The sequence below is a fragment of the uncultured Gelidibacter sp. genome, from assembly GCF_947500795.1.
Lineage (GTDB): Bacteria > Bacteroidota > Bacteroidia > Flavobacteriales > Flavobacteriaceae > Gelidibacter.
The window spans coordinates 298221-320721 of sequence record NZ_CANMTE010000001.1 but is presented as its reverse complement, the minus strand read 5'-3'; the positions used below and the strand labels follow the sequence as shown (position 1 = coordinate 320721).

General features: G+C 38.7%; 12 protein-coding genes. 4 read left to right on the top strand and 8 right to left on the bottom strand.

Translation table 11 applies throughout. From position 1 onward, the window contains the following. Window positions 1-174: 174 nt before the first annotated feature. From Q0947_RS01415 to sbcD, 7 genes are all read right to left on the bottom strand, one after another. Window positions 175-3936 carry a glycosyltransferase family 2 protein gene (locus Q0947_RS01415; protein WP_299390552.1) on the bottom strand — a complete coding sequence of 1254 codons (3762 nt, stop codon included), beginning with the start codon at window positions 3934-3936 and terminating at the stop codon, window positions 175-177. Then, window positions 3933-4571, bottom strand: coding sequence for a hypothetical protein (locus Q0947_RS01410; RefSeq protein WP_299390551.1), 639 nt, complete (start codon window positions 4569-4571; stop codon window positions 3933-3935). The genes Q0947_RS01415 and Q0947_RS01410 overlap by 4 nt, the downstream gene beginning before the upstream one ends. A 5-nt stretch (window positions 4572-4576) precedes the next feature. Continuing rightward, entirely contained in the window at window positions 4577-5188 is a 612-nt protein-coding gene (locus Q0947_RS01405; RefSeq protein WP_299390550.1) for a cellulase family glycosylhydrolase, read from the bottom strand. Window positions 5189-5404: 216 nt separating this feature from the next. After that, the gene (locus Q0947_RS01400) at window positions 5405-5770 is read right to left on the bottom strand and encodes a hypothetical protein (RefSeq protein WP_299390549.1); all 366 of its coding nucleotides are present in this window, start codon (window positions 5768-5770) and stop codon (window positions 5405-5407) included. After that, the gene (locus tag Q0947_RS01395) at window positions 5767-6039 is read right to left on the bottom strand and encodes a hypothetical protein (RefSeq protein ID WP_299390548.1); all 273 of its coding nucleotides are present in this window, start codon (window positions 6037-6039) and stop codon (window positions 5767-5769) included. The genes Q0947_RS01400 and Q0947_RS01395 overlap by 4 nt, the downstream gene beginning before the upstream one ends. Before the next feature lie 116 nt (window positions 6040-6155). Then, window positions 6156-9188, bottom strand: coding sequence for an AAA family ATPase (locus tag Q0947_RS01390; RefSeq protein WP_299390547.1), 3033 nt, complete (start codon window positions 9186-9188; stop codon window positions 6156-6158). A gap of 3 nt (window positions 9189-9191) precedes the next feature. After that, entirely contained in the window at window positions 9192-10391 is a 1200-nt protein-coding gene (sbcD, locus tag Q0947_RS01385; RefSeq protein ID WP_299390544.1) for an exonuclease subunit SbcD, read from the bottom strand. A 575-nt stretch (window positions 10392-10966) separates the two neighbouring features. Here sbcD and Q0947_RS01380 point away from each other — a divergent pair. The 4 genes from Q0947_RS01380 to Q0947_RS01365 are packed head-to-tail and all read left to right on the top strand — an operon-like array spanning window position 10967 to window position 20776. Then, window positions 10967-13360 carry a LysM peptidoglycan-binding domain-containing protein gene (locus Q0947_RS01380; protein WP_299390542.1) on the top strand — a complete coding sequence of 798 codons (2394 nt, stop codon included), beginning with the start codon at window positions 10967-10969 and terminating at the stop codon, window positions 13358-13360. 48 nt (window positions 13361-13408) lie between these two features. Continuing rightward, on the top strand, window positions 13409-17917 hold the full coding sequence (locus tag Q0947_RS01375) for a gliding motility-associated C-terminal domain-containing protein (protein ID WP_299390539.1): 4509 nt from the start codon (window positions 13409-13411) through the stop codon (window positions 17915-17917). Between the two features lie 17 nt (window positions 17918-17934). Continuing rightward, a complete protein-coding gene (locus Q0947_RS01370) occupies window positions 17935-18876 on the top strand; it encodes a type IX secretion system membrane protein PorP/SprF (RefSeq protein WP_299390537.1) in 942 nt (313 codons plus the stop codon). 10 nt (window positions 18877-18886) lie between these two features. Further along, entirely contained in the window at window positions 18887-20776 is a 1890-nt protein-coding gene (locus tag Q0947_RS01365; protein ID WP_299390535.1) for an OmpA family protein, read from the top strand. 240 nt (window positions 20777-21016) lie between these two features. On the opposite strand, the gene hisS is transcribed toward Q0947_RS01365, so the two are convergent. Beyond that, window positions 21017-22393, bottom strand: coding sequence for a histidine--tRNA ligase (gene hisS, locus Q0947_RS01360; RefSeq protein WP_299390533.1), 1377 nt, complete (start codon window positions 22391-22393; stop codon window positions 21017-21019). Window positions 22394-22501 lie beyond the last annotated feature (108 nt).

The following is a 22501-nucleotide window of genomic DNA, read 5'->3' as shown; positions in this document are numbered from 1 at the left end:
AGAATATCGGTTGCTTTCGTGTTATGTTAGTAAAAATAGTTGCAATAAATCTAATAAATTATTGGTTACGGGCAACTCTTATTTTGAACTATCCGTTTAAAAGCGCTCATGCTTTTACCTGTTCACAAAGATTTACATGCTGAAATTCGATTTTTTAAATCCTACAACAAAGCATCAGTTTACAATTAATGGGGTGTTCAAGCCTGTAATATCTGTGGCTATGTAATCGCCATTAATAACGGTCAGATGCAATTGATAATAGGTGTAATTTTCAGGAATTTTAATAGATATTTTTGCTTCAGTTCCCATTTCTTTAATCGCCAAGTAATTCCCATACGCGTCACATTTAACCAATGCCCATTCAAATTTTAAATTCTTGTGTTTAGAGGCCAATTGCCAATTATTTTTATCACTGTACACCATCGCATAAAACGTATGGGTATTGCCCTCGTAAATCAATTTTGAAGGTTTTAGTATTTTTACTTTAGGAATAGTTACGTCAATCTTAGGCTTGTTTAAATGCGAGGCAAGCGTCACATAATCCTCTTTAAACCTCCCTTTTCGGTCAATAACACCATCAAAATCCAGCGTATTACTTTCATGCTTGTCTTGCCAGGAGGTAATAAAAAATGAGGCCTTTGCGTCCACAATATGATGCGCTGCCAGATCATCGCTGTCTATGCCGCTAAAAACATACGGTTGGTTGATGTTGTTTAGATAAGATTTTACCTCCTCTAAATATGTAGCATCCTTCACCACCAAACCGATGGCGTCAATATCCTTAATATTAGACACAATGCGTGTGATATGGAAAATCGCATTGGGATTCACCTCAACATCCACAATCAAGGGACGTTTAGGATCGAGCTTTTTAATCTCAGCAGCTACGTCTTTTAACCAAAGGAGGTATGCTCTGTTCTGATAAAGCAGGGACGGTTTATGGAAGAAATGGTTTTGGGTAAATTGGACGTCATTCTCGAGATGCCACGATAAAATATGATTCGTGTTTTTATAGGACTTTATCGATTTAAGGATGTCCGCTTTTAATTCTCGGATTTTTAAGCTATCCATCATAAAATCGATATTTTCAGGAATCCAAAAACTATATGCAATGTTTAAACCTGACAGTCTACTGACTTCCATCACATTGTAGTCATAAATGGAATTACCTTGATATTTTATGGTATTAATGCCTAAATTTTTAAGGTTTTTAAAATCACCCATTAATTTTCTACGATTTAAAACATGGTAATCATTTTCCCAGTTTTGCCCTTGCTTAAGGTTAATGCCTTTAACATCTTTTAATATTTCATCCGTCTTTTCAAGCTCAATAACCTCGGTCTTAATTTGCTGTAATGGCGTCGGAATATAATTAGGCACCACCTTATTGGCAAACAGGTTAATTTTAGTCTGACTAGAAGGAATGGACCAATCGAGATAGTCATCAGGTTTCTCACCTGTAGGCCAATTATTATCCACTTGGCTATTAAAATATATAATGGATTTAATTTCCTTAAAATTGTTTTCTATAGCACTGACCGCATTATTTATCCAATCGGACGAGCTTTCGTTTGGATTGTTTTTTAAGGAGCCAAATTCTGTAATTATTACGGGTGTTTGGGGCAGTTTTTTAAATTCCTCATGGTATGGTTCATAGAGCGCTTCAAATTCATGCCAAACACCATCATCATTTAAGTTGCCATAATTTAAAGCATTCACCCCTATCCAATCCACATAGGCCTTTCCCGGGTAAAAGGCGGCGACATTTTTTGGTTTCCACGGATTCCAGATCCACATTACATTGTCTGCTCCTTCTTTCTTGAAAATCTCATAAGCGTTGATCCATGCCGATTTAAATTTATCAGCAGCACCATTGCCATACATATACCACGGATAAAATGGATTATCAAACTCATGAGCAAACCTTAAAAAAACTGGCTTGTTTATTTTTTTTAGTGTATGAGCAAATTCCACCAAATACGCATCGAAATAGCCAATTTCTATCAAATCATAAACATGCTGATCTTGTATGTCCTCTTCAAACGTATTGATCCAAGGCTCCCAAGTAATGACGGGGATGGATTTTTGTTTGTAAATAGAATCCATCAAATTTGATGGAAAGCTTTTATCAAGGTCTTTATCCCATGCCAGATAGAGGGAAATCAGATTGAACTGATTGTCTACCCTGTTTGAAATCTTATTAGCCTCTTTAATATCCGTAAGCCCATTATCTTCCTTAGGCGCAAAAATTCCGATATAATTGATGGTATGTTTCTCGTTTTTGGGCGGCGTTACCCCAGCCCATTTTACGTAATCGCCATAATATTGAAGTCCAGCACATCCAATAACACTTATCAGTACTATGGCAAGTGCAGCATTGCTAAAGAAGTTAAACACATTATTGCTGGTGGTTTTTGTATAAATTCTGGGGTGTTCATATGTTGGTATTTCAACCGCTGCATTCTTTTGATAGGCAAACGCCAAGGTATAAAACATGATCACGGCATTCAGCAATGCAAACCCTGACATAACTATTGAAAACGGTGTAAAGTCTATTGACAAGCCATAAATAATGGCCAATATTGAAATGATACCAACCGCTAAATTAGGGACAACAATTTTAAAATTAGTCACTTCCTTATCATCCTTGGGCGTTGGCAGGTAGGGCACTTTTTTCCTTATTACGGTATATAGCGCGCCTAACAGAAAAACCCACCACGTACACATTAATAACAATCCGCCCTGAATATGAATACCACGTTCACTTTTGTGCATCACCCACTTCTGAACATATATTCTAATACAGATAATAGACATGACGACGGGAAAATAAAGAAGTCCAAATCGGATTACATTTCCACGCCACGGCAGCGAGGCATTAAACAAGGAAATTATAGGAATTAAAAATCCTATTAAGAAAAACAAGCCAGACAGATAGTGCAATGGCAATATGCCATAATGCAGTTTCTGCCTCCAGGTAAATTCTTTAAAAAGTTTAGGATACACGGACACCAACAATTCTAAGGTGCCTCGAGACCATTTTAACTGCTGTTTGTAATACGCAGTTAAGGTTGCAGGCACCAATCCTTTTGTAAACACTTTGGGCACATAAACTGACTTCCATCCTTTGGCATGTAATTGCATGGCGGTATGCATATCCTCCGACAGTCCAGGGGCATGCCCACCAATACTATCTAACGCTTTCCGTCTGAACATGCAATTGGCACCAATGGCATTAACCGTTCCGTAGGAGTTCATGGACATCATCATAGGTCCGTAAAAATGAAACGTTTGTTGGGCCGCGCCTTCAGCAACATAAGATCCTTCTACATTATAATAGGCCTGAACGGATTGCACATAACCGATAGCGTCATCTTCAAAATAAGGAACGATTTCTTCTAAAAACTCAGGTTTAGGGATATGATCAGGGTCCAAAATAAGACAAAGATCGCCTGTAGCCTGCAATAGTGCATTGTTGATATTACCTGCTTTGGCATCTTTCCTATTCGTCCGGGTAACATGGACAATATGATGTGCTTCACAGAAATCCTTTAGAAAGGCATCATTAGCTTCATCGCATAAATACGTGGTATGGGGATACCTCATTCTTTTAATCGCCAAAAGCGTTTCAGTGGTCATTTCATAGGGCTCCCCCGGAAAATAAGTGGTCAGAACATCTACAGTAAATTGTGTCTTAGAAACAGGTTTTTTAGGGATGCTAATAGTCCAGTAATGGTACCATATATAAACAACACGGATGGTGTCAAAAACAATAACAGAGGTCAATAACCCAAATAAAATTGGGGTCTCTATCAATTCAGCCTGAAGAAACCAATAAAAGAAATTACCAATACTCAGCAGCGCAATTACTATAATTGTGCGGACTATGAGGAGCTCCTTTCGATTTGGATGGGTTATTGAATTCTGATCATTCATTGATTGAGCACATAGAAGGGAACGTTTGTAGTCGAAAAATTTCCTTTCTGATCATATACATAGACAAAAATGCGATATGGTCCATCCTTTTCCGGTACCCTGAAGGTTAAGATGTTGTCGTGTTTTTCTATAATTTTAAGGGGAACATTTTTTGGTCTTTTCTCTTTTTCTGCCACTTTATAACTCCACCCTTCCTTAAAAATTTCCCATTTATATTGTAAAGTAGTGTCCGCTTTATCCTCCATTAAAATCTGAGCGGTTTTAATGTCTTTTGCGTTATAGATTAAAGTGTCTTTTGAACCTTGTTGATTAATGAGCATATATTTTATTTGAGGCGGCATTTCGGCTTTACTGGTATGCTGCCCCCAAAGTGATTTTAAATTATAATAGACTTGGGATTTCCTTCCTTCTTCATCAAAAATACTAAACCAAGTATGCGTGTGTTCTTGTTTTTGTCCCCAATAAAACACAAGATCTCCCATTGATCGGGTATCTGAAAGGATATAGGTCCGATAATTGTCAGCATATTGCTCGGCTTTTTTAGCACTTGTTTGTTCCACGGGAACCGACCATAATGTTTTCCGCTCCTCCCAAGGCCCATTATTTGCGTATTCACTAATATAATAAGGCATCATATGGCTTATGAAGTTATTTTATTTAGCAGAGGTTTGATCATGTTTAAATTACCAAACGCGTTGAAACCGATTAAATCTAATTGTGGAGAGTGCAAATGGATACTTAAAGTTTCGGTTTTTGAAGGAATAATACTCGTCCCGACCGGGTGATTAGGGTCTTCTTTGTGAATTAAATCAATAAATCCGTTAAAGGTTTTTATAAACTCATTCTTTCTTAACACCAACGGATAATCGAGCTCATTCCCTAAATTCCAAAACAAAAGTGCAGGATGATCTTTATAGGTCCTCACTAATTTTTTCAGTGTATCCCTGAACCGAGCTATCTGTATCTCATCAGAATAAAAATTGGCATCATCAGTATATTTCGCTAAAGGGATATCTACAATAACCGCCAAGTTATGCTGCTGTGCTTCATCCAATATGGACTTTATATTTTCATAATCGTAAACGCGAAGTGTATTAGCGCCAATTGCCGCTAAGGCATCTAAATGACTATTGCCAGTGGCGCCCTTAATTTTAAAAGGCGCTCCATTTCTTATGAGGGTAAAGCCCTTATCCTGCTTTTTAATGTAAACTGTTCGCGTCTCGTCGAGCTCATTTATCTCTCGCTTGGTCACTATTTTTAATGCGAAAATTAACAGGAATATACCTGTTAGCACAATTAATAACCATTTCACGCCTCGATTCAACACTAGTAGAGTTTTATAATAAATCTAACAAATTAAGAATGAATAAAATACAACTTCTGACAAATAGTTGAATAAATACGATAATTGGAAATTTGGAGGCTAAATGAAGAGGTGAACTGCACGTATTAATACCGAATTCGGCACTTATTCCATTTTCTGCAGCACAAAAAATACGCATCCTCCTAAAACATAGGCGAAAACGTCCCAGCAATCGCCGGTGTAACGGTAAGAGTGTTGCGGTAGGTAATATTCAAATACAATTGAGAAAAGCGCGACCAAACTAAAGATTGTCAATAGGTTGAGACGAATCGTATCATCTTTTTTGATAACCCAAACCGCATGCAACCCCAAAGTAGCGACCATAGGTATTACCAAGAAATCATTAAGGTGGTGGATGATCCAATCAGGGCTGGCAATTGAGAAGTATTTTAAACTCTGTACGCCTAAAAAAACGAGCAAAGACAAAAGAAAATAGGTGCGTAAAAACTTTAATGGCAAGCTTGACATCATATAAAGAGCATCGCAATTAACCATGCAATGGCACCGCCAATAGCCATCACAATTGCCCAAACGGAAAAGAGGACATAATAGGTGCCTCTAAAAAGCCAGAACCGATGTGTTTTCCAGCGCTCACCAAACGATTTCTTCTCTATGTTAGGTTCTGAAACAGGAACGGCTTCGTTCAATTCCTCCTCATTTTGAGTCTCCTGAATTTCTGCTTCAGATTCTAAAGGAATAGGTTTACGAGTATCGTTCGTGGTGTCGTGTTGTGGTCCCATAATCAAAGATGTTCAACTTACAAGAATACAGAATATTTATGATGATAAAGAACCAAACGCTGGTTTTAGATATTTTTTAACCAATAAAATAAGGTGCTTATTTTGTCATCATCAACTTAAACAATATCAAATCTGCTATAACCTGCTCCTGTTTTTTCCAATCGTATTTGAGTGGTGATTCGTTCTTTTAATGCTTCCACATGTGAGATAACACCAATGGATTTATTCCCTTCATTTTGCATTTTCTCCAGTATGGATATCGCCTGATTTAAGGTATCCGGATCTAAGGTTCCAAAACCTTCATCGATAAAAATGGATTCGATGGTGACATTTTTAGCCGCCAAATCGGACAACGCGAACGCCATTGCCAAACTCACCATAAATGTTTCTCCTCCTGAAAGTGTATTGATCGACCGACGCGCATCGCCTTGATGGCTATCAAACACTTTTAAGGAATCGTTTTTATCCGCTTCGTCCGCCGTTGGAATATCCACCCGATAGCGATCGCTTAAATCTTTCAATCGCAGGTTGGTATAGCCAATCAATTGTTCCAAGGTCAGATCTTGCACAAAATTAGAAAAGCGCTTGCCATTAGCATCACCAATCAACCCATTCATCGTTTTCCACAAGGCTTCCTTCTTTTTCAGGGAGTTTAATTTTGTCTGTAGTATGCCCTGTTTTTCTTTCGCTTTTTCATCAGCTTCCAATCGCGTTTTAATAACCCCTATGCGCTCATTTAAACTGCTGAATTCCTCCTCCAATTTCACATATTTTGATTCCAGTTCCGCAATTGGCAGTGACGTTTTTACTACAGATTTGAACGTTTCGATTTCCTTTACAGCACTTTCCTTTTCAATTTTTAAACGCTCCTGTTGCAATTGATAGCCTTGTTTTTTCTTGCGAATATCTTCTGCCTGTTCTTCTGAAAGGATAAATGTTTTTAATTGTGATACACTTTCTATGCGTTCCTTTTCCAGAATATGCTGTAATTGTTTTTCTAAGTCCGCTCTTTCTTCAGAAACCATCTTTAACTTACCATTAAGCTCCGAAATAAGTTTCGTGGTTTGGTTGATTTGCTCAAGTGTTTTTGTCCATTTATTCAGTAACGACTGCACTTTTGCGTCAATATCATCTGCAGCATATAATTTCTTGCGTGCCGCCTCTTTTTGGGTTTTCTGTTCTGAACTTTTTATCCATTTCTCAGTGGTCTGTTTTAAATCTAACAACGATTTTCTTAAACCAAAGGCTTTTTTAACCTGTTCTACAAGTTGTATTTCCGCCTTTACAGCGTTTTCTAAGTCACTGATAGTGTCAACACTCTGGACAAATTCCACTTTGAGCACTCTGGACAATTTTTCAATGTCTTCAACCTTTGGTTTTAAATTTTCGGTAAGCTGCTTTAAAGTTTTATTTAAAGCATCACTTTTGGGTTGCTCACTTTTTAAGTTAGCTTCAGTTGCAATCTTTAAGTCACGCTTCGCTTTCAGTAATTCCTGCTTCGTTTTTAGGGTTTCAGCTTGAAAGTCAAAGTGCGGTTTATGGGTTGCATAAGGATGCTCTAGAGCACCACAGAGCGGACAAGGATCGCCATCTACCAAAGTCGCTCTATGCGCTTCCAAACTTTGATGTTGTTTACGCGTCTCTTCAGCTTTGGTCAATTGCTCTACTTCCAACTCCAAAGGTTTGAGCTCTGATTCTGTTTGTTTTAGCTGCAACTGATACTTTTCAACCAATGCTTTGGATTGTTTTAATTCATCCTCCTTTGCATTTTTGTTTTTTAATTCTGAATTGTATTGTGTAACCGCCATTTTTAAGTCACCGACAAGACTTGATTTCTCCTTAGAACTAGCTTCTTTTTCGGATAATTGTGCCTCGTTATCAACTTGAACCGAATTTAAAAACTGTTGGATTTTTTCCTCAAGCGGATGAATCGTTTTGCTGAAATCGATTGGGTTCTCATTAAAAGGAATTCTTACGGTACCAACGTTGACATCCTGAAGAATTTTTCTAATCTGATCTTCATGAAGTTTAGCCTGTTCCACTGCAAGGTTTTCTTCATGTTTTAACGTATTAACCTCTTTACGAAGCTGCGTTAAATGATCGACATAATTGCTTTCTTCTACTTTTTGACCCAAAATAGCGGAAGCTATCTCCAATAAATCGGATTTCTCCTTTACAACGGCTGCTTCCGTAGCCTTGTGTGTTTTGAGTGCTTCTGTATGCTCTATTAGCGATTTGTCTTTTTGTTCAAAATTGGAAATGAGGGCGTTATGAATCACATATGTTGCATGTTTTTCCAATAACCCTTCCTCCTTTTTAAAACTTTCGAGGGCATTTGCTAATGCCTTTTGATGTTGCTCGTTGGTGGTTAAAATGGTCTGTTGTTTGAGAATACCTTTTCGATTCTCTATCTCAACTTTTAATTCATCGAGTTCCTTTTTCTGACTTTCCTTTCCTTTAGTCAGCGTTCCTACTTGGGCATTCAAGTCTTTCTTTTCTTCTTCAGGAATCAATTCAATTTCACCCAACCTAATTTCCTGTTCCTTGGTAGCTTCTGCCGCAGCCTTAAACTTTTTAAATACAGCAATCCCGATAGCGCGATAATTTTTGGCCCCTGTAATATCTTCAAGTAACTTATTGCGTTCATCTCTTTTCGCTTGCAATAACTTACTGAATTGCCCTTGAGACAGCACCATCGCTTTTACAAACTGATCATAGTTAAGCCCGATTATTTCTTCATTTTTAGTAGGGACCGAAGCCTTGCCACTTTCAATAATTGTACCTGTAGCAACATCAATTATTTCCTGTTTTCTATCGTTTAAATTATCGTTGCGATTACGCTCAATAGACCAATGCGAGCGATACGTTTTTCCTTTAACAATATATTCTACTTCTGCATAACAGTCTTGGGTATTCCTGGTCATAATTCCGCCTTCACCATCAATAACCGATTTGCTGATGGCACCAATCCGCGGTACTTTATTATACAAAGCCAAGGTAATCACATCCAATAATGTCGATTTCCCAGAACCCGTAGGCCCGGTAATGGCAAACAACCCGCTGTCAGCCAACGGATTTTTCATAAAATCAATATGATGTTCACCACGAAGCGAGTGGATATTTTTAAAACTAATTTTACTGATCTTCATAGCCTACAGGTTAAGTTCTTCTAAAATTTGACGAAACGCATTTTTCAACTCCTCCGCATTTTCGTGTTGCCCATCCAATTCCAATCGTTTTTCAAACATTTCCATCGGAGTGACATCAGCAACGCTAATTCCTGGTTGAAACGCCTCGGAGGCACCGCGGATTTTATTGGTGAAATTTAGTTTCGACTTAACAATAACCAAATCATCGTTGGCAAAAGCTTCCAACAATTCGTCTAAATCTCGTCTGATTTGCACATTTTCATTGGGTTCGTTCACAATAATTTCAGCTAATGATACTAATTGTGTATTTACTTTATGCTCATTCAACTGCCTCCTAACCTCTTTTAAGGATCCTTGAAAAGTGACTAAATTCCTGAATTTCGGAATCGGTACAATTTCCACCTCTAAGTCCTTTCCTCGAACCGTTATAATATTGACCTGCTTTACTTCTTCCTTTTCACTAAAGCTCAAACATACCGGTGAACCCGAATAATGCACGTTTCTTGAGGCAGACACCGCATAGGGTTTATGAATATGTCCTAAGGCAACATAGTCAGGTTCCTCTCCAAAAATACTCCCCATAACGCCAGCCTGGTTCCCGATTTGAATGTCTCTCATACTCTCAGAAACCTGTGCTCCCTGAACATATAAATGTCCCATAACGATAAAGCAGCGCCCTTTAAAATGTTGATTATAATGCGCATTGATATTTGAAAAATAGGATTGAATTCCTGCCTTAATCTGTTCAATTTTATCACTATAGGTTTCCGCAGCAACCGACTTTCTAATATCCTTATCCCGTAAAAATGGTACGGCAGCAATCACTACTTCTTCATCACCTTTACTATACTTAAAAAACAATTCTTCGGTCGCTTCAGGAGCTCCGCCAATAACATCAATATTCAAAAATCCCAGAATCTCCTTTGGAGCGTTTAAAACGGATGGCGCATCATGATTTCCACCTGTAATGATGATTTTACAATCCGTATTAATCATCTGCTTTAAAAAATTGTAATACTGTTTTAATGAGGCTTGCGACGGATTTGCTTGATCAAACACATCACCAGAAACCAACAACAAATCGATGTGCTCTTCTTTAATGGTTTTTAAAAGCCAATCAAAAAACAAATCCAAGTCTGGTTCTAAGTCAATTTTGTGCAATTGTTTACCAATATGCCAATCTGAAGTATGAAGTATTTTCATAGGTTATGTCTACGTATGTGTATTATAGAATTCAAGTTCCTTAATTTAATAACGTTGGATAGAATTTAAATATAACAGTGCTAAATACCACCTTAAGGAAGCTGTTAAAAGTAGAAACTTAAGACGAAATACCTAGCCTTAATGTGAAACTTTTTAATGGTTTTCTTTAATAAAATTTTAAGCTCTATGGAAACCAAAAAAACCTTCAAAACCTGCATTACACCCGATGATACAAACAAAATTTGATAAAAAATTATAATGACATAAAAAATAGCAGCTATCAATTGTTTGAAGGAAATTGTCAAAGACCATCCCAACAACCTTATCCATAACTTCTGAAGAACATGTATTTAACATACTAATCCGAATAAAATGAGCAACTAATCGTAATTCTTAGCTGTTTTTAAGAGCGTCATTTCCATGTAAAAACTCGAAAATGCCTTATTATTATTGAAAGGATCCAAATTTATTTAACATTTCAAGGTGCGCTTATCGGTTTTTTTGGTATTTTTATAAGATTATTATGACACTAAAACAAACAACCATAGTCTGTGATTGAAATGAAGCGACTTTATATGTTTTTTACGCTCTTTTTTCTGTGCTTTACTATAGGGACAGCGCAAGAAGACCTTAAAAAACATACCATAAGCAGTGATGAAACGTTAAGTTCTATTGCTAAAAAATATAATGTGACACCTTATGATTTGCAATTAGCAAATCCTGGAGTGATTGCGAATCTCAAGGTTGGTGACGTCCTGATTATCCCAACCAGTAAAATTAAAACACCAGTTGTAAACAGCTTGGCGGATTCCTTGAAGGCTTCGGTAAAACGTTCGTCCATCAGTTATACCGTTAAAAAAGGAGATACGAAATTTGGACTTTCAAAACGTTTTGATTTGACTGTTCCTGAACTCGAATCGCAAAATCCACAAATTGTGGGCGGCCTGCAAATAGGACAGGTTTTAGAAATTCACACCTACGCTCCTTTTAGTAATCAAAATGCTACCACAAACAATCCTGTAGCGGCGACGCCACCTGCAAGAACTTTCACAAACACGAAAAACCATCGTGTTAGCAAAGGCGAAACACTTTGGAGTATCTCACAAGCCAATGGTTTGACGGTTGTTGAATTAACCAATGCCAACCCAAGCTTAATCAATGGCGTCCTTAAAGAAGATCAGATTGTAAAAATCCCTACCGATGAGCAAGATGCTCCTGAAGAACAAACCGCTACATCACAACCAGTCAATACTCCAACTAGTTTTGACACTTATGTGGTTCAGAAAGGCGATTCTAAATTCGGACTTTCTCAAAAATTCAACGTTTCAATTGCCGATTTAGAGCGTGAGAATCCGCACATCATTTCAATGTTGGTAACGGGACATAAAATCAAGATTCCAACGTCAAGTGGTACAACAACCACCGATGCACCTGAAGTTCAAGCTCAAGTGACTCCACCTACAGAGGTCGTCAAAAATGAAGACACATTGCCAGAAGTTACCAAACCAGAACCTGTTATTGCAACGCCTGTTGAGAATGACGTTGTCGTGAAGGAAACTCCTACTACTGAAAACGTCGTTACAAATGAAGCGCCGGTTGAAGACATTAAAGAGCAAAGTTCTGAGCCAACTACTAAGGATAACACTTCAAGCACTCCTCTTACCAACAGAGCATACAGTACTTATGTAATTAAACCTAAGGAAACATTATTCGGATTATCTAAAAGAGCAGGAATGACCATTCCTGAGTTTCTTGTTTTAAATCCGCAGTTAAAGGAATCTGTGCAAATTGGTGCAGTTATCAAGATGCCAAAAGACGGATTAGGCAGCACAGAAGTTGCCAACGTTCCTGTTGCTCCAAAATCTACAGCGCGTTATACCGATTTAAAAGCGTCTGCGAATACTTCACAATCGAAAAATCTGTTGTTCTTTTTGCCATTTTCGCAAACAGAATTTCAAAATCATGCCGTAACTGGGTATAAATTCGATGTTGTTTCCGATGAGTTCAAAAAAAATAGTTTGGAATTTTATCAAGGTGCATCCATCGCAATAGATTCTTTAAAAAAGCTTAACCTTCAATTGAATGTTGACATTATTGAAACCTTAAACGGACAGCGTAATTCTAAAGTCTTAGAAGTGGCCAAAGAAAAAGACATCACTAAATATGATGCCATTGTGTTACCATTTTATGACAATATAGAGGAAGACATCGCGGCATTTACCGCAGAAAGTAAAACTCCGGTAATTACAGCATCTACGATTGCGCGCCAAAGCAATACCAATAATTTATACAGTGCATTACCTTCAATAAATCAACAGCGTTTAAAAGTGTTGAATTATATGAAGTCAAAACAAGCGCATATTATTGTGCTGAGTGATGTTAACCGCGGGGAAAGCAAAGCGTTTATAGAGCGTCACATCCCAAATGCTGATTTTATAAACATCAAGAAGAACGGCACCTTTAATGAAAAAGAGTTGATTGCTAAATTTAAAAAGAACCAACTTAACTTTGTGGTGTTGGATAGTGAGAGAAACAGTGTCTTTTTAAGTGCTACCACCACAATGCTGAGTGAGTCATCAAATTACAAGCTGCAATTAGCAGTATTGGAATCGTCATTAATTCCTGATGCAAACGACGTATCCCAATTGAGATTCCGCATTTTAAAAATGATTTATCCTTCATTAGGACCTGCTATACCTACACTGAGCTCGAAACAATTTATTCGTTCATATCAAAAAAAGTATAACTTGCAGCCAACAACGAATGTGATGTTAGGATTTGATATTACATTTGACAGCTTGCTAAGAATGCTCCAACAAGAAAGTTTTCAAAATTCGGCAGAAGATAAAACTACTGAATACACAAAACTTAAATTTGATTATGAAAAGAATGCGTTGGGAGGCTTTAGCAATGAAGGGATTTATATATTACAATATGATTCAGACAATACCATAAAGGAAGCTAACTAACTTGAATACATTGGAACGGTTGCATGCCATGCACCATCTTTATTATTTATGAAAAAAACTACCCCATCCAACCTTTATTATACGTTCATACTTGCTACCCTGTTTTTCTTAGGAGGCGTTAATGCTGGATTTTCACAATGTCCAACGGTGACTAACCCAACGCAAAGTTTTTGTGATGTTCAAGCGCCAATGGTTTCCGACTTAGTGGCGACCAATAACGGTGGTGGCATTAAATGGTATGCTACAGCAACATCAACTACCCCACTATCAAATACTACAGGTCTTATTGACGGAGAAAAGTATTACGCTGGTAATGCTGCTGGAACTTGTGGTACGAGACAAGTTGTAAAAGTTACAATATATGGACCACCAAAAGCTTTAGGTTTTCAAGGCCCTTGTGTAGATGAGCCAAATGAAGCAACAATTTCTCGATTGTTTGCTACTGGTAATGACATTCAATGGTATGATGTTCCTTTTGGAGGAACTCCGTTAGCAGAAACAACAGTCTTAACAAATAATACCATTTATTATGTAGATCAATCCAATCCAGATACTGGCTGTAGATCATCTAGACGTTCGGTACTTGTAAGTGTTGGTGTGGTGCCTGTGCCTACAGGAGAATCACTTCAGCAATTTTGTGCTGACTCTCAACCAACAGTGGCGGATTTAGAAGCAAGTGGAAACAATAAGTGGTACAGTACTGAATCCTCAGGATCGGCATTACCATTAGACACACCTTTAGTAGATGGGGAATCTTATTTCGCCACAACCTATACTGACATTTGTGAAAGTGAAGAACGTTTGGAGGTTACTGTTGAATTTATAGCACCTAACGATTCAGGAACCATTGGAAATATTGATCTTTGTTTTACCGACCTTACAAGTACAGGTACTGTTAATTTATTTGATGCCTTGGGCGGCACCCCTAGTACTAACGGCGTGTGGCGTGGTCCTTTTTCAACCACCAACGGAAGCCAAGGCACCGTTAGCGTTACAGCAATGACTGTAGCGGGAAGTCCGTATGTATTTTCATATGATGTTACTTCAGACACTTGTCCGACAAGTACTACAACCGTAAGTATAAATATCATTCCTCCTCCAGATGCAGGAATCAACGGCAGTTTGGTATTATGTAGCAATGATGCGCCTCAAGATTTATTCAATAGTTTAGGTGGTACGCCGGAAACGGGCGGCACTTGGTCCCCTGCATTAGCAAGTGGTACAGGAGTTTTCGATCCATCAAAAGATACTGCAGGCACTTACACTTATACTGTAGCTGGTACCGCACCTTGTGGAGATGCTTCTGCAACAGTGAGTGTTACGATCAATCCAGAACCACAACCGGGTACTAATGGCACACTGATATTGTGTGTTGATAGCAGTCCAGCAGATTTATTCAATAGTTTGGGAGGTACTCCTGATACTGGAGGCACTTGGTCTCCGGCGCTAGCAAGTGGTACAGGTGTTTTTGATCCTTCAAAAGATACTGCAGGAACCTATACGTATACCGTTACCGGAACAGCGCCTTGTGGGAATGCTTCGGCTACCGTAACCGTCACTGTTAATCCGTTACCAGATGCAGGTAATAATGGTGCCTTAATAATATGTAGTAATGATGCGCCACAGGATTTATTTAACAGCTTAGGAGGCACGCCTGAAACGGGTGGTACTTGGTCTCCAGCGTTAGCAAGTGGCACGGGAGTTTTTGATCCTCTAAAAGATACTGCAGGGATTTACACCTATACTGTAAAGGGAACGTCTCCTTGCGGCGATATGTCAGCAACAGTTAATGTCACCATCAATCCTAAAGCAGAACCTGGAACAAATGGCGCAATAACACTATGCGTTGATGGCAGCCCTGTTAACTTATTCGATAGTTTAGGCGGAACGCCTGAAACTGGCGGAACTTGGTCCCCTGCACTTACAAGTGGATCGGGAATTTTTGATCCTTCAAAAGATGCTGCAGGAACTTATACGTATACCGTTGCCGGAATGACGCCATGTGGCGATGCTTCTGCTACAGTAACAGTTACTGTCAATCCGGTGGCAGATGCAGGTAGCAATGGCACTTTGGTGTTATGTACTAATGATGCGCCACAGGATTTATTTAACAGCCTAGGTGGAACGCCTGAAACTGGAGGAACTTGGTCTCCAGCATTAGCAAGCGGATCGGGAGTTTTTGATCCATCAAAAGATACTGCAGGTATTTACACCTATACTGTAAAAGGTGCGTCTCCTTGCGGTGATGCGTCAGCAACAGTAAATGTCACCATCAATCCTAAAGCGGAACCTGGAACAAATGGCGCAATAACCTTATGTGTAGACGGCAGCGCTGTAAATTTATTCGATAGTTTAGGTGGTACGCCTGAAACTGGCGGCACTTGGTCTCCAGCTTTAGCAAGTGGGTCAGGTATTTTTGATCCTTCAAAAGATGCTGCAGGTATTTATACGTATACTGTTGCCGGAATGACGCCATGCGGCGATGCTTCTGCTACAGTAACAGTTACGGTCAATCCGTTGGCAGATGCAGGTAGCAATGGCACTTTGGTGTTATGCAACACTGATGCACCACAAGATTTATTTAACAGCCTAGGTGGAACGCCAGAAACTGGCGGCACCTGGTCTCCAGCATTAGCAAGTGGCACTGGCATTTTTGATCCATCAAAAGATACTGCAGGAATTTACACCTATACTGTGAAAGGTGCGTCTCCTTGTGGCGATGCGTCAGCAACAGTAAATGTCACCCTCAATCCGAAAGCGGAACCTGGAACAAATGGAGCGATAACCTTATGCGTTGATAATAGTCCTGTAAATTTATTCAATAGTTTAGGAGGTACACCTGAAACTGGTGGCACTTGGTCTCCAGCATTAGCAAGTGGATCGGGTATTTTTGATCCGTCTAAAGATGCTGCAGGTACTTATACCTATACTGTTGCCGGAACTGCGCCTTGTGGCAATGCTTCTGCTACAGTAACCGTTACGGTTAATCCGTTAGCAGATGCAGGTAGCAATGGCTCTTTAATTTTATGTAGTAATGAAGCCCCTCAAGATTTATTTAACAGCTTAGGAGGCACGCCTGAAATTGGTGGAACTTGGTCGCCTGCGCTAGCAAGCGGTACTGGTATTTTTGATCCGTCAAAAGACACCGCTGGCCTATATACTTATACCGTAAAAGGAAAACAGTCTTGTGGTGACGCAACAGCAACTGTAACCGTATCTGTTAGTCCTGCTCCTCAACCTGGTATCAACGGCAGCCTCACTATTTGTATTGAAAGTGCACCTCAGAATCTATTTAATAGTTTAGGTGGAACACCTCAATCTGGCGGCATTTGGTCCCCTGCGTTAGCAAGTGGCACTGGAGTTTTTGATCCTAAAAAAGATACTGCTGGCGTTTACACCTACACCATTGCAGCAAATGGTCCGTGTGATGTTGCTTCTGCAACCGTAACGGTAACTGTTGATAAGGTCCCTAATGCCGGTTCGGATGGCAATTTAAAAGTTTGCAGCAATGATGCACCTACAAATCTGTTTGACAGCTTAGGAGGTTCTCCAGATACTGGAGGAACATGGTCTCCTGCGTTAACAAGTGGTCCTGGAATTTTTGATCCTTCAAAAGATAAGGCCGGTTCCTATACCTATACCGTAACTACTGCTTGTGGTACTGAAACGGCAACAGTAACTGTAGAAACAGTTTCGCCACCAAATAGTACTGGAATTACACTTACGGCTAATGCCATCTGCCTTACTGAAGCTGCTACTGTTGCAATTTCAGGAGCAACACAAATCGCCAATGGAAACTATCAAGTTAATTACACTTTAACAGGTGCTAATTCGTCACAAAACACTATTAATTTAGATTTTTCAAATGGTAGTGCAACAGTTACTATTCCTGCTTCACAATTAACAAATGTAGGATCAACAACGTTCACCATTGTGGAACTTATCGATCCTGTTACAAATTGCGGAACGACATCAGGAACAATCCCTACGGTTCAATTTAATGTTGAAGAAGCACAGACACCACAATTGACAACGGATGGTGACAACTTCTGTTCAGAAGACTCTCCTACTATTGCTAATTTAACTGCTAACCTTATTGGAGGCGATCGCATTACGTGGTCTGATGCTTCAGAAAATGGTACTGCTTATGATGAAGATACACCATTAGTGGATGGAACGACTTACTATGCTGAAAACAGCACTGCAAATGGCTGTTCAAATGGCATCCGTTTAGAAGTAACGGTAAGTGTAGAAAGATGTGAGCCTTTGGTTCTTGTTATCCCTGACGGATTTAGTCCAAATGGCGATAATATCAACGACACGTTCCATATTAAAGACTTACACGAACTCTATCCTAATTTTAAATTACAAATTTATAACAGGTATGGTAACATTCTTTATAAAGGTGATATCAATACGCCAAATTGGGATGGCACATCAAATCAAGGTCGAGAAGTTGGAAATGGCGTTTTACCAGTAGGAGTCTATTTTTATATATTGGAGTTTAACGACCAAACCACTAAAACGATCCAAGGTAGAGTCTACCTTAATAGGTAAAGTGAATAAATGTATCTATGAACATTAAAATTTTAAAATATACGCTGATTTTGTTTCTGTTTTGCACAGGACTTAACAGTATGGCACAGCAAGATCCGCAGTACACACAATACATGTATAATATGCGCGTCATTAATCCTGCATATGCTACTGAAGGCGAAGATATCAATGTGGGGGTGTTATACCGTTCACAATGGGTAGGTAGTGTTGGTGGCCCAAAAACGGGGTCGTTTTTTGTCAACGTGCCTTTACAGGAAAAAATTCAAGTTGGACTTTCAGTCATTAATGACCAAATTGGGGATGTTGTGAATGAAACCAACGTGTATGCTGATTTTGCGTATATCCTACCGCTTGGAGATAGAACAAAACTATCTTTAGGAGTTAAAGCTGGTGCTACTTTTTTTAGTACCAATTTTGATGGATTTATATATTCTGATGATACACCAGATCCAGCATTTGCCAATAACCTGAGCAGAACTTTTCCGAATGTTGGTGCCGGTGCATATGTGTTTGGTGACAATTATTATGTTGGATTTTCTGTACCGAATCTGCTCAACACAAAACATCTTGAAAGAGATAGTGGTATGGTCACCAATGCAGCAGAAGAACTTCACTTTTTTCTAACTGGAGGTTATGTATTTGATTTGAACGACAATTTAAAATTCAAACCTGCTTTCATGACAAAAGCGGTCAGCGGAGCACCTTTATCAATAGATGTAACAGCAAATATGCTCATAAATAATATGGTTGAAGTTGGAGCTGGATATCGTTTTGATGATTCGGTGTCAGGACTTGCTAATATCAAAATTAGTCCGTCCATGCGTATAGGTTACGCGTATGACCATACACTTTCCAATCTTGGAAGATTTAATTCAGGATCTCATGAAATCATGATTTTATTAGATATTGACAAACTAGGAAACCCAAAAGGATATGATAAATCGCCAAGATTTTTCTAAAAATATACTCATGAAAAACATTTGCATACTCCTCTTTTTACTTGCTACGCAATGGACAGTCCAGGCGCAACGACCGAGTTTAAAAAGGGCCAATATCCTTTTTGAACAAAAGTCTTATGTAGAGGCGGCAAAAATGTACCAAGCCTTAGACCCAAGTCAGGAAGTGCTTCAGAAATTAGCAGATTCCTATTACTATAATTCAGAAATGAAGTTGGCAAGAACCCCATATACAGGGTTATTTACCAAATATAAAGATAGCTTAGATCGGGAAGTTTATTTTAGATATGCCCAATCTTTACTGGGTGTAAAAGACTATGAAAACGCCGATAAAATTATGGGCGAATACCTTGGTTATTTCGTGGATACTCCAAAGTTCATCGAAAACCTTAACAAAATTGTACCTTTTACCTACGAGATTCAAATTATGAATCAGAGTGCTCGAACTGGCGATTTTGGGCTTACCTATTACAAAGACCAAGTGGTGTTTTCTTCTTTAAGAAACCTTAAAAATCCTATATATTCTTGGAACAACAAACCGTATTTAGATTTATTTAGAGCGGACGTTACCAAGGATAAGAAGCTCGTTAACATCGTGCCTTTTTCTGACGAAATCAACACGAAAACACACGAAAGTAATGCCACGTTTACAACAGATGGCAAAACCATGTATTTTTCCCGAACCAATGATAAACGGGTGCTTGTAGGAGAAGAATTGGTAGCAACTGTCAAACTTTATAGAGCAGAATTGATAGATACCGTATGGACCAATGTGAAAGAACTCCCTTTTAGCAGTGAGCTCTACTCTACCCAACATCCTGTGTTAAGTACAGATAACACGAAATTGTACTTTTCTAGTGATATGCCGGGAAGCATGGGCTCTTTCGATATTTTTTATGTGGATATTACAGAAAACTCTGAAGGTGATGAAAAATTCCAGTATAGTGCACCTGTTCATATGGGCAGCACCATAAACACCATCCACAGAGAGCAATTTCCATTTATCGATTCGGAGAACACCCTTTATTTTGCATCAGATGGGCATCAAGGGATGGGCGGATTGGATATTTACATGAGTAAAGTATTTGATGGTGTGTATTCCAAACCTATAAATTTAGGAGAAACCATCAACTCAGAATTGGATGATTTTGGCTATATCCTTAAGGAAGATGAAGACACTGGTTATTTTGCCTCTAACCGTACTGGACATGACAATTTATACGCATTTACACGTAAGGACAACCAACGTCAGTTTACCGTGGTGGGTGATGTAAGAGATAAAAACTCCAAAAACCTACTCCCAGGTACAACGGTAACCTTGTTTGATGAGGATGGCAATCAAGTTGGTCAGATGGTGGTTGGTGAAGACGCACAATATGTGTTCAATACAGAACCTAATAAAACCTATACCATAGAAGGACATCAGGCGTTTTATATCCCTACCACAGAAAAATTCACCACTAATGATGACGGCAATATCACTTTTAATATTGAATTAGCGATTGAGTCTTACGATGACGCTGAAGAAATAGTTGTCACCAAAGATGATGGTTATATTTATATTGAATTAGAGAACATTTATTTTGATTTCAATAAATGGGATATCAAACCTCAAGCTGCACGTACATTAGATGTTTTGGTAGGACTGTTGAATAAATATCCTCGTATGGAAATCGAATTGGGAGCTCATACTGACAATAGAGCTTCAGACCTCTATAATTTGCATTTATCGCATCAGAGAGCTGCTGCAACGCTTGAATATCTTGTTGAGAATGGCATTAACCGTGAGCGCTTAAGATCGAAAGGTTATGGCGAACGCGCACCACTTGTTGATTGTGGTGATAAGTGTAGCGATGAGGAACATTCAATCAACAGACGTGTAGAGTTCATCATTCTAAAATAATTACTATATTAGAAACCAGTAACGATTCTTCTTACAGAAAATTTAACCAACCAATTTTTGCAATCGCCCATTCTTTATATGAGAATGGGCGATTTTTTTGTCAATGTATTGAAGAATTGAATTCCTTAAAACGCAAAAAACCTCACAGATTTTAAAAACCTGTGAGGTTTATATTGAGATTGATTACCTAATATATTATAAGTCTAAAGACAACTCAGTGTATCGCCGCGAAACAACGTTCTAAGCTTCCTTCAACAGAGTCACCAGCGTCTTCAAATCCACCGACTGTTGCTCTCCCGACGCCATGTTTTTAAGCGTAAACGTATGAGATTGCAATTCTGATTCGCCCACCAACACCACATTTGGAATGTTGCGTTTGTTAGCATAATTGAACTGTTTGATGGTTTTCTTATTATCAGGGAACAATTCAGCATTAATACCGTTTGCTCGCAATTCTTTTACGGCTTTCATACTGGCCATAGCTTCAGCTTCCCCAAAATTGATGAACAACACTTTAACGGAATTAGTGATGGTCTCCGGGAATAAATTCAAGGCTTCCAACACTAAATAAATGCGGTCCAATCCGAAGCTAATACCGACACCACTAACGTCTTTCAATCCGAAAATTCCAGTAAGATCATCATAACGACCACCGCCACCAATAGATCCCATCTCTACACCTTTTGGTGCTGCAACTTCAAAAATAGCCCCAGTATAATAGTTGAGTCCGCGAGCCAAAGTCACATCCAATTGTAAACTTGCTGTTTGTAATTTTAATTCTGAAATGGCTTTATCAATGAATTCTAATTCTTCAATACCTTTTTTACCTTCTTCCGACGTTGATAAAATGGTTTTTAATTGTTCAATTTGAGAATCAAACGTTCCTGAGAGACTAAACAAAGGCTGTAATTTATCAATACCAGATTGCGGAATCCCTTTGCCCAGCATTTCTTCCTTCACCTTCTCCTCGCCTATTTTATCTAATTTATCTAAAGCAACCGTAAAATCTATCAATTTATCTTGTGCTCCAATAACTTCAGCAATCCCTGATAGAATTTTTCGGTTGTTGATTTTAATCGTTACACCTTCCAATTTTAGGGCCGTAAATACCGCATCATACAATTGTACAAACTCTACTTCCTGCCATAAGGATTGTGACCCAACAACATCAGCATCACATTGGAAAAACTCTCTAAAACGTCCTTTTTGAGGTCTATCAGCTCTCCAAACAGGTTGAATTTGATAGCGTTTAAATGGAAATTCAATTTCGTTTTGGTGTTGTACCACGTATCTCGCAAATGGAACAGTCAGGTCATAACGCAACGCTTTTTCTGAAATAGAGCTCGTTATTTTAGTGGAATCTTTCGCGTCATACGCCTGTTGATCTGCTTTACTTAAAAAATCGCCGGAGTTCAATATCTTAAAAATCAACCGATCACCTTCATCGCCGTATTTCCCCATTAAGGTCTCTGAATTTTCAAAACTTGGAGTTTCTATAGGTTGAAATCCGAAACGTTCAAAATTTTGACGAATCGTATTAAAAATGTAGTTGCGTTTTGCTACTTCTTCCGGATTAAAATCTCTCGTGCCTTTTGGGATGCTAGGTTTTTTTGCCATGTTCACTTCCCGCAAAAGCGGGAATCTGTTTTATCTTCCTGCACGGGCAGGAATCTCAGTTAATAATTTACTCCTGCAAAAATATTATAATTTGAAGAATATAAAACC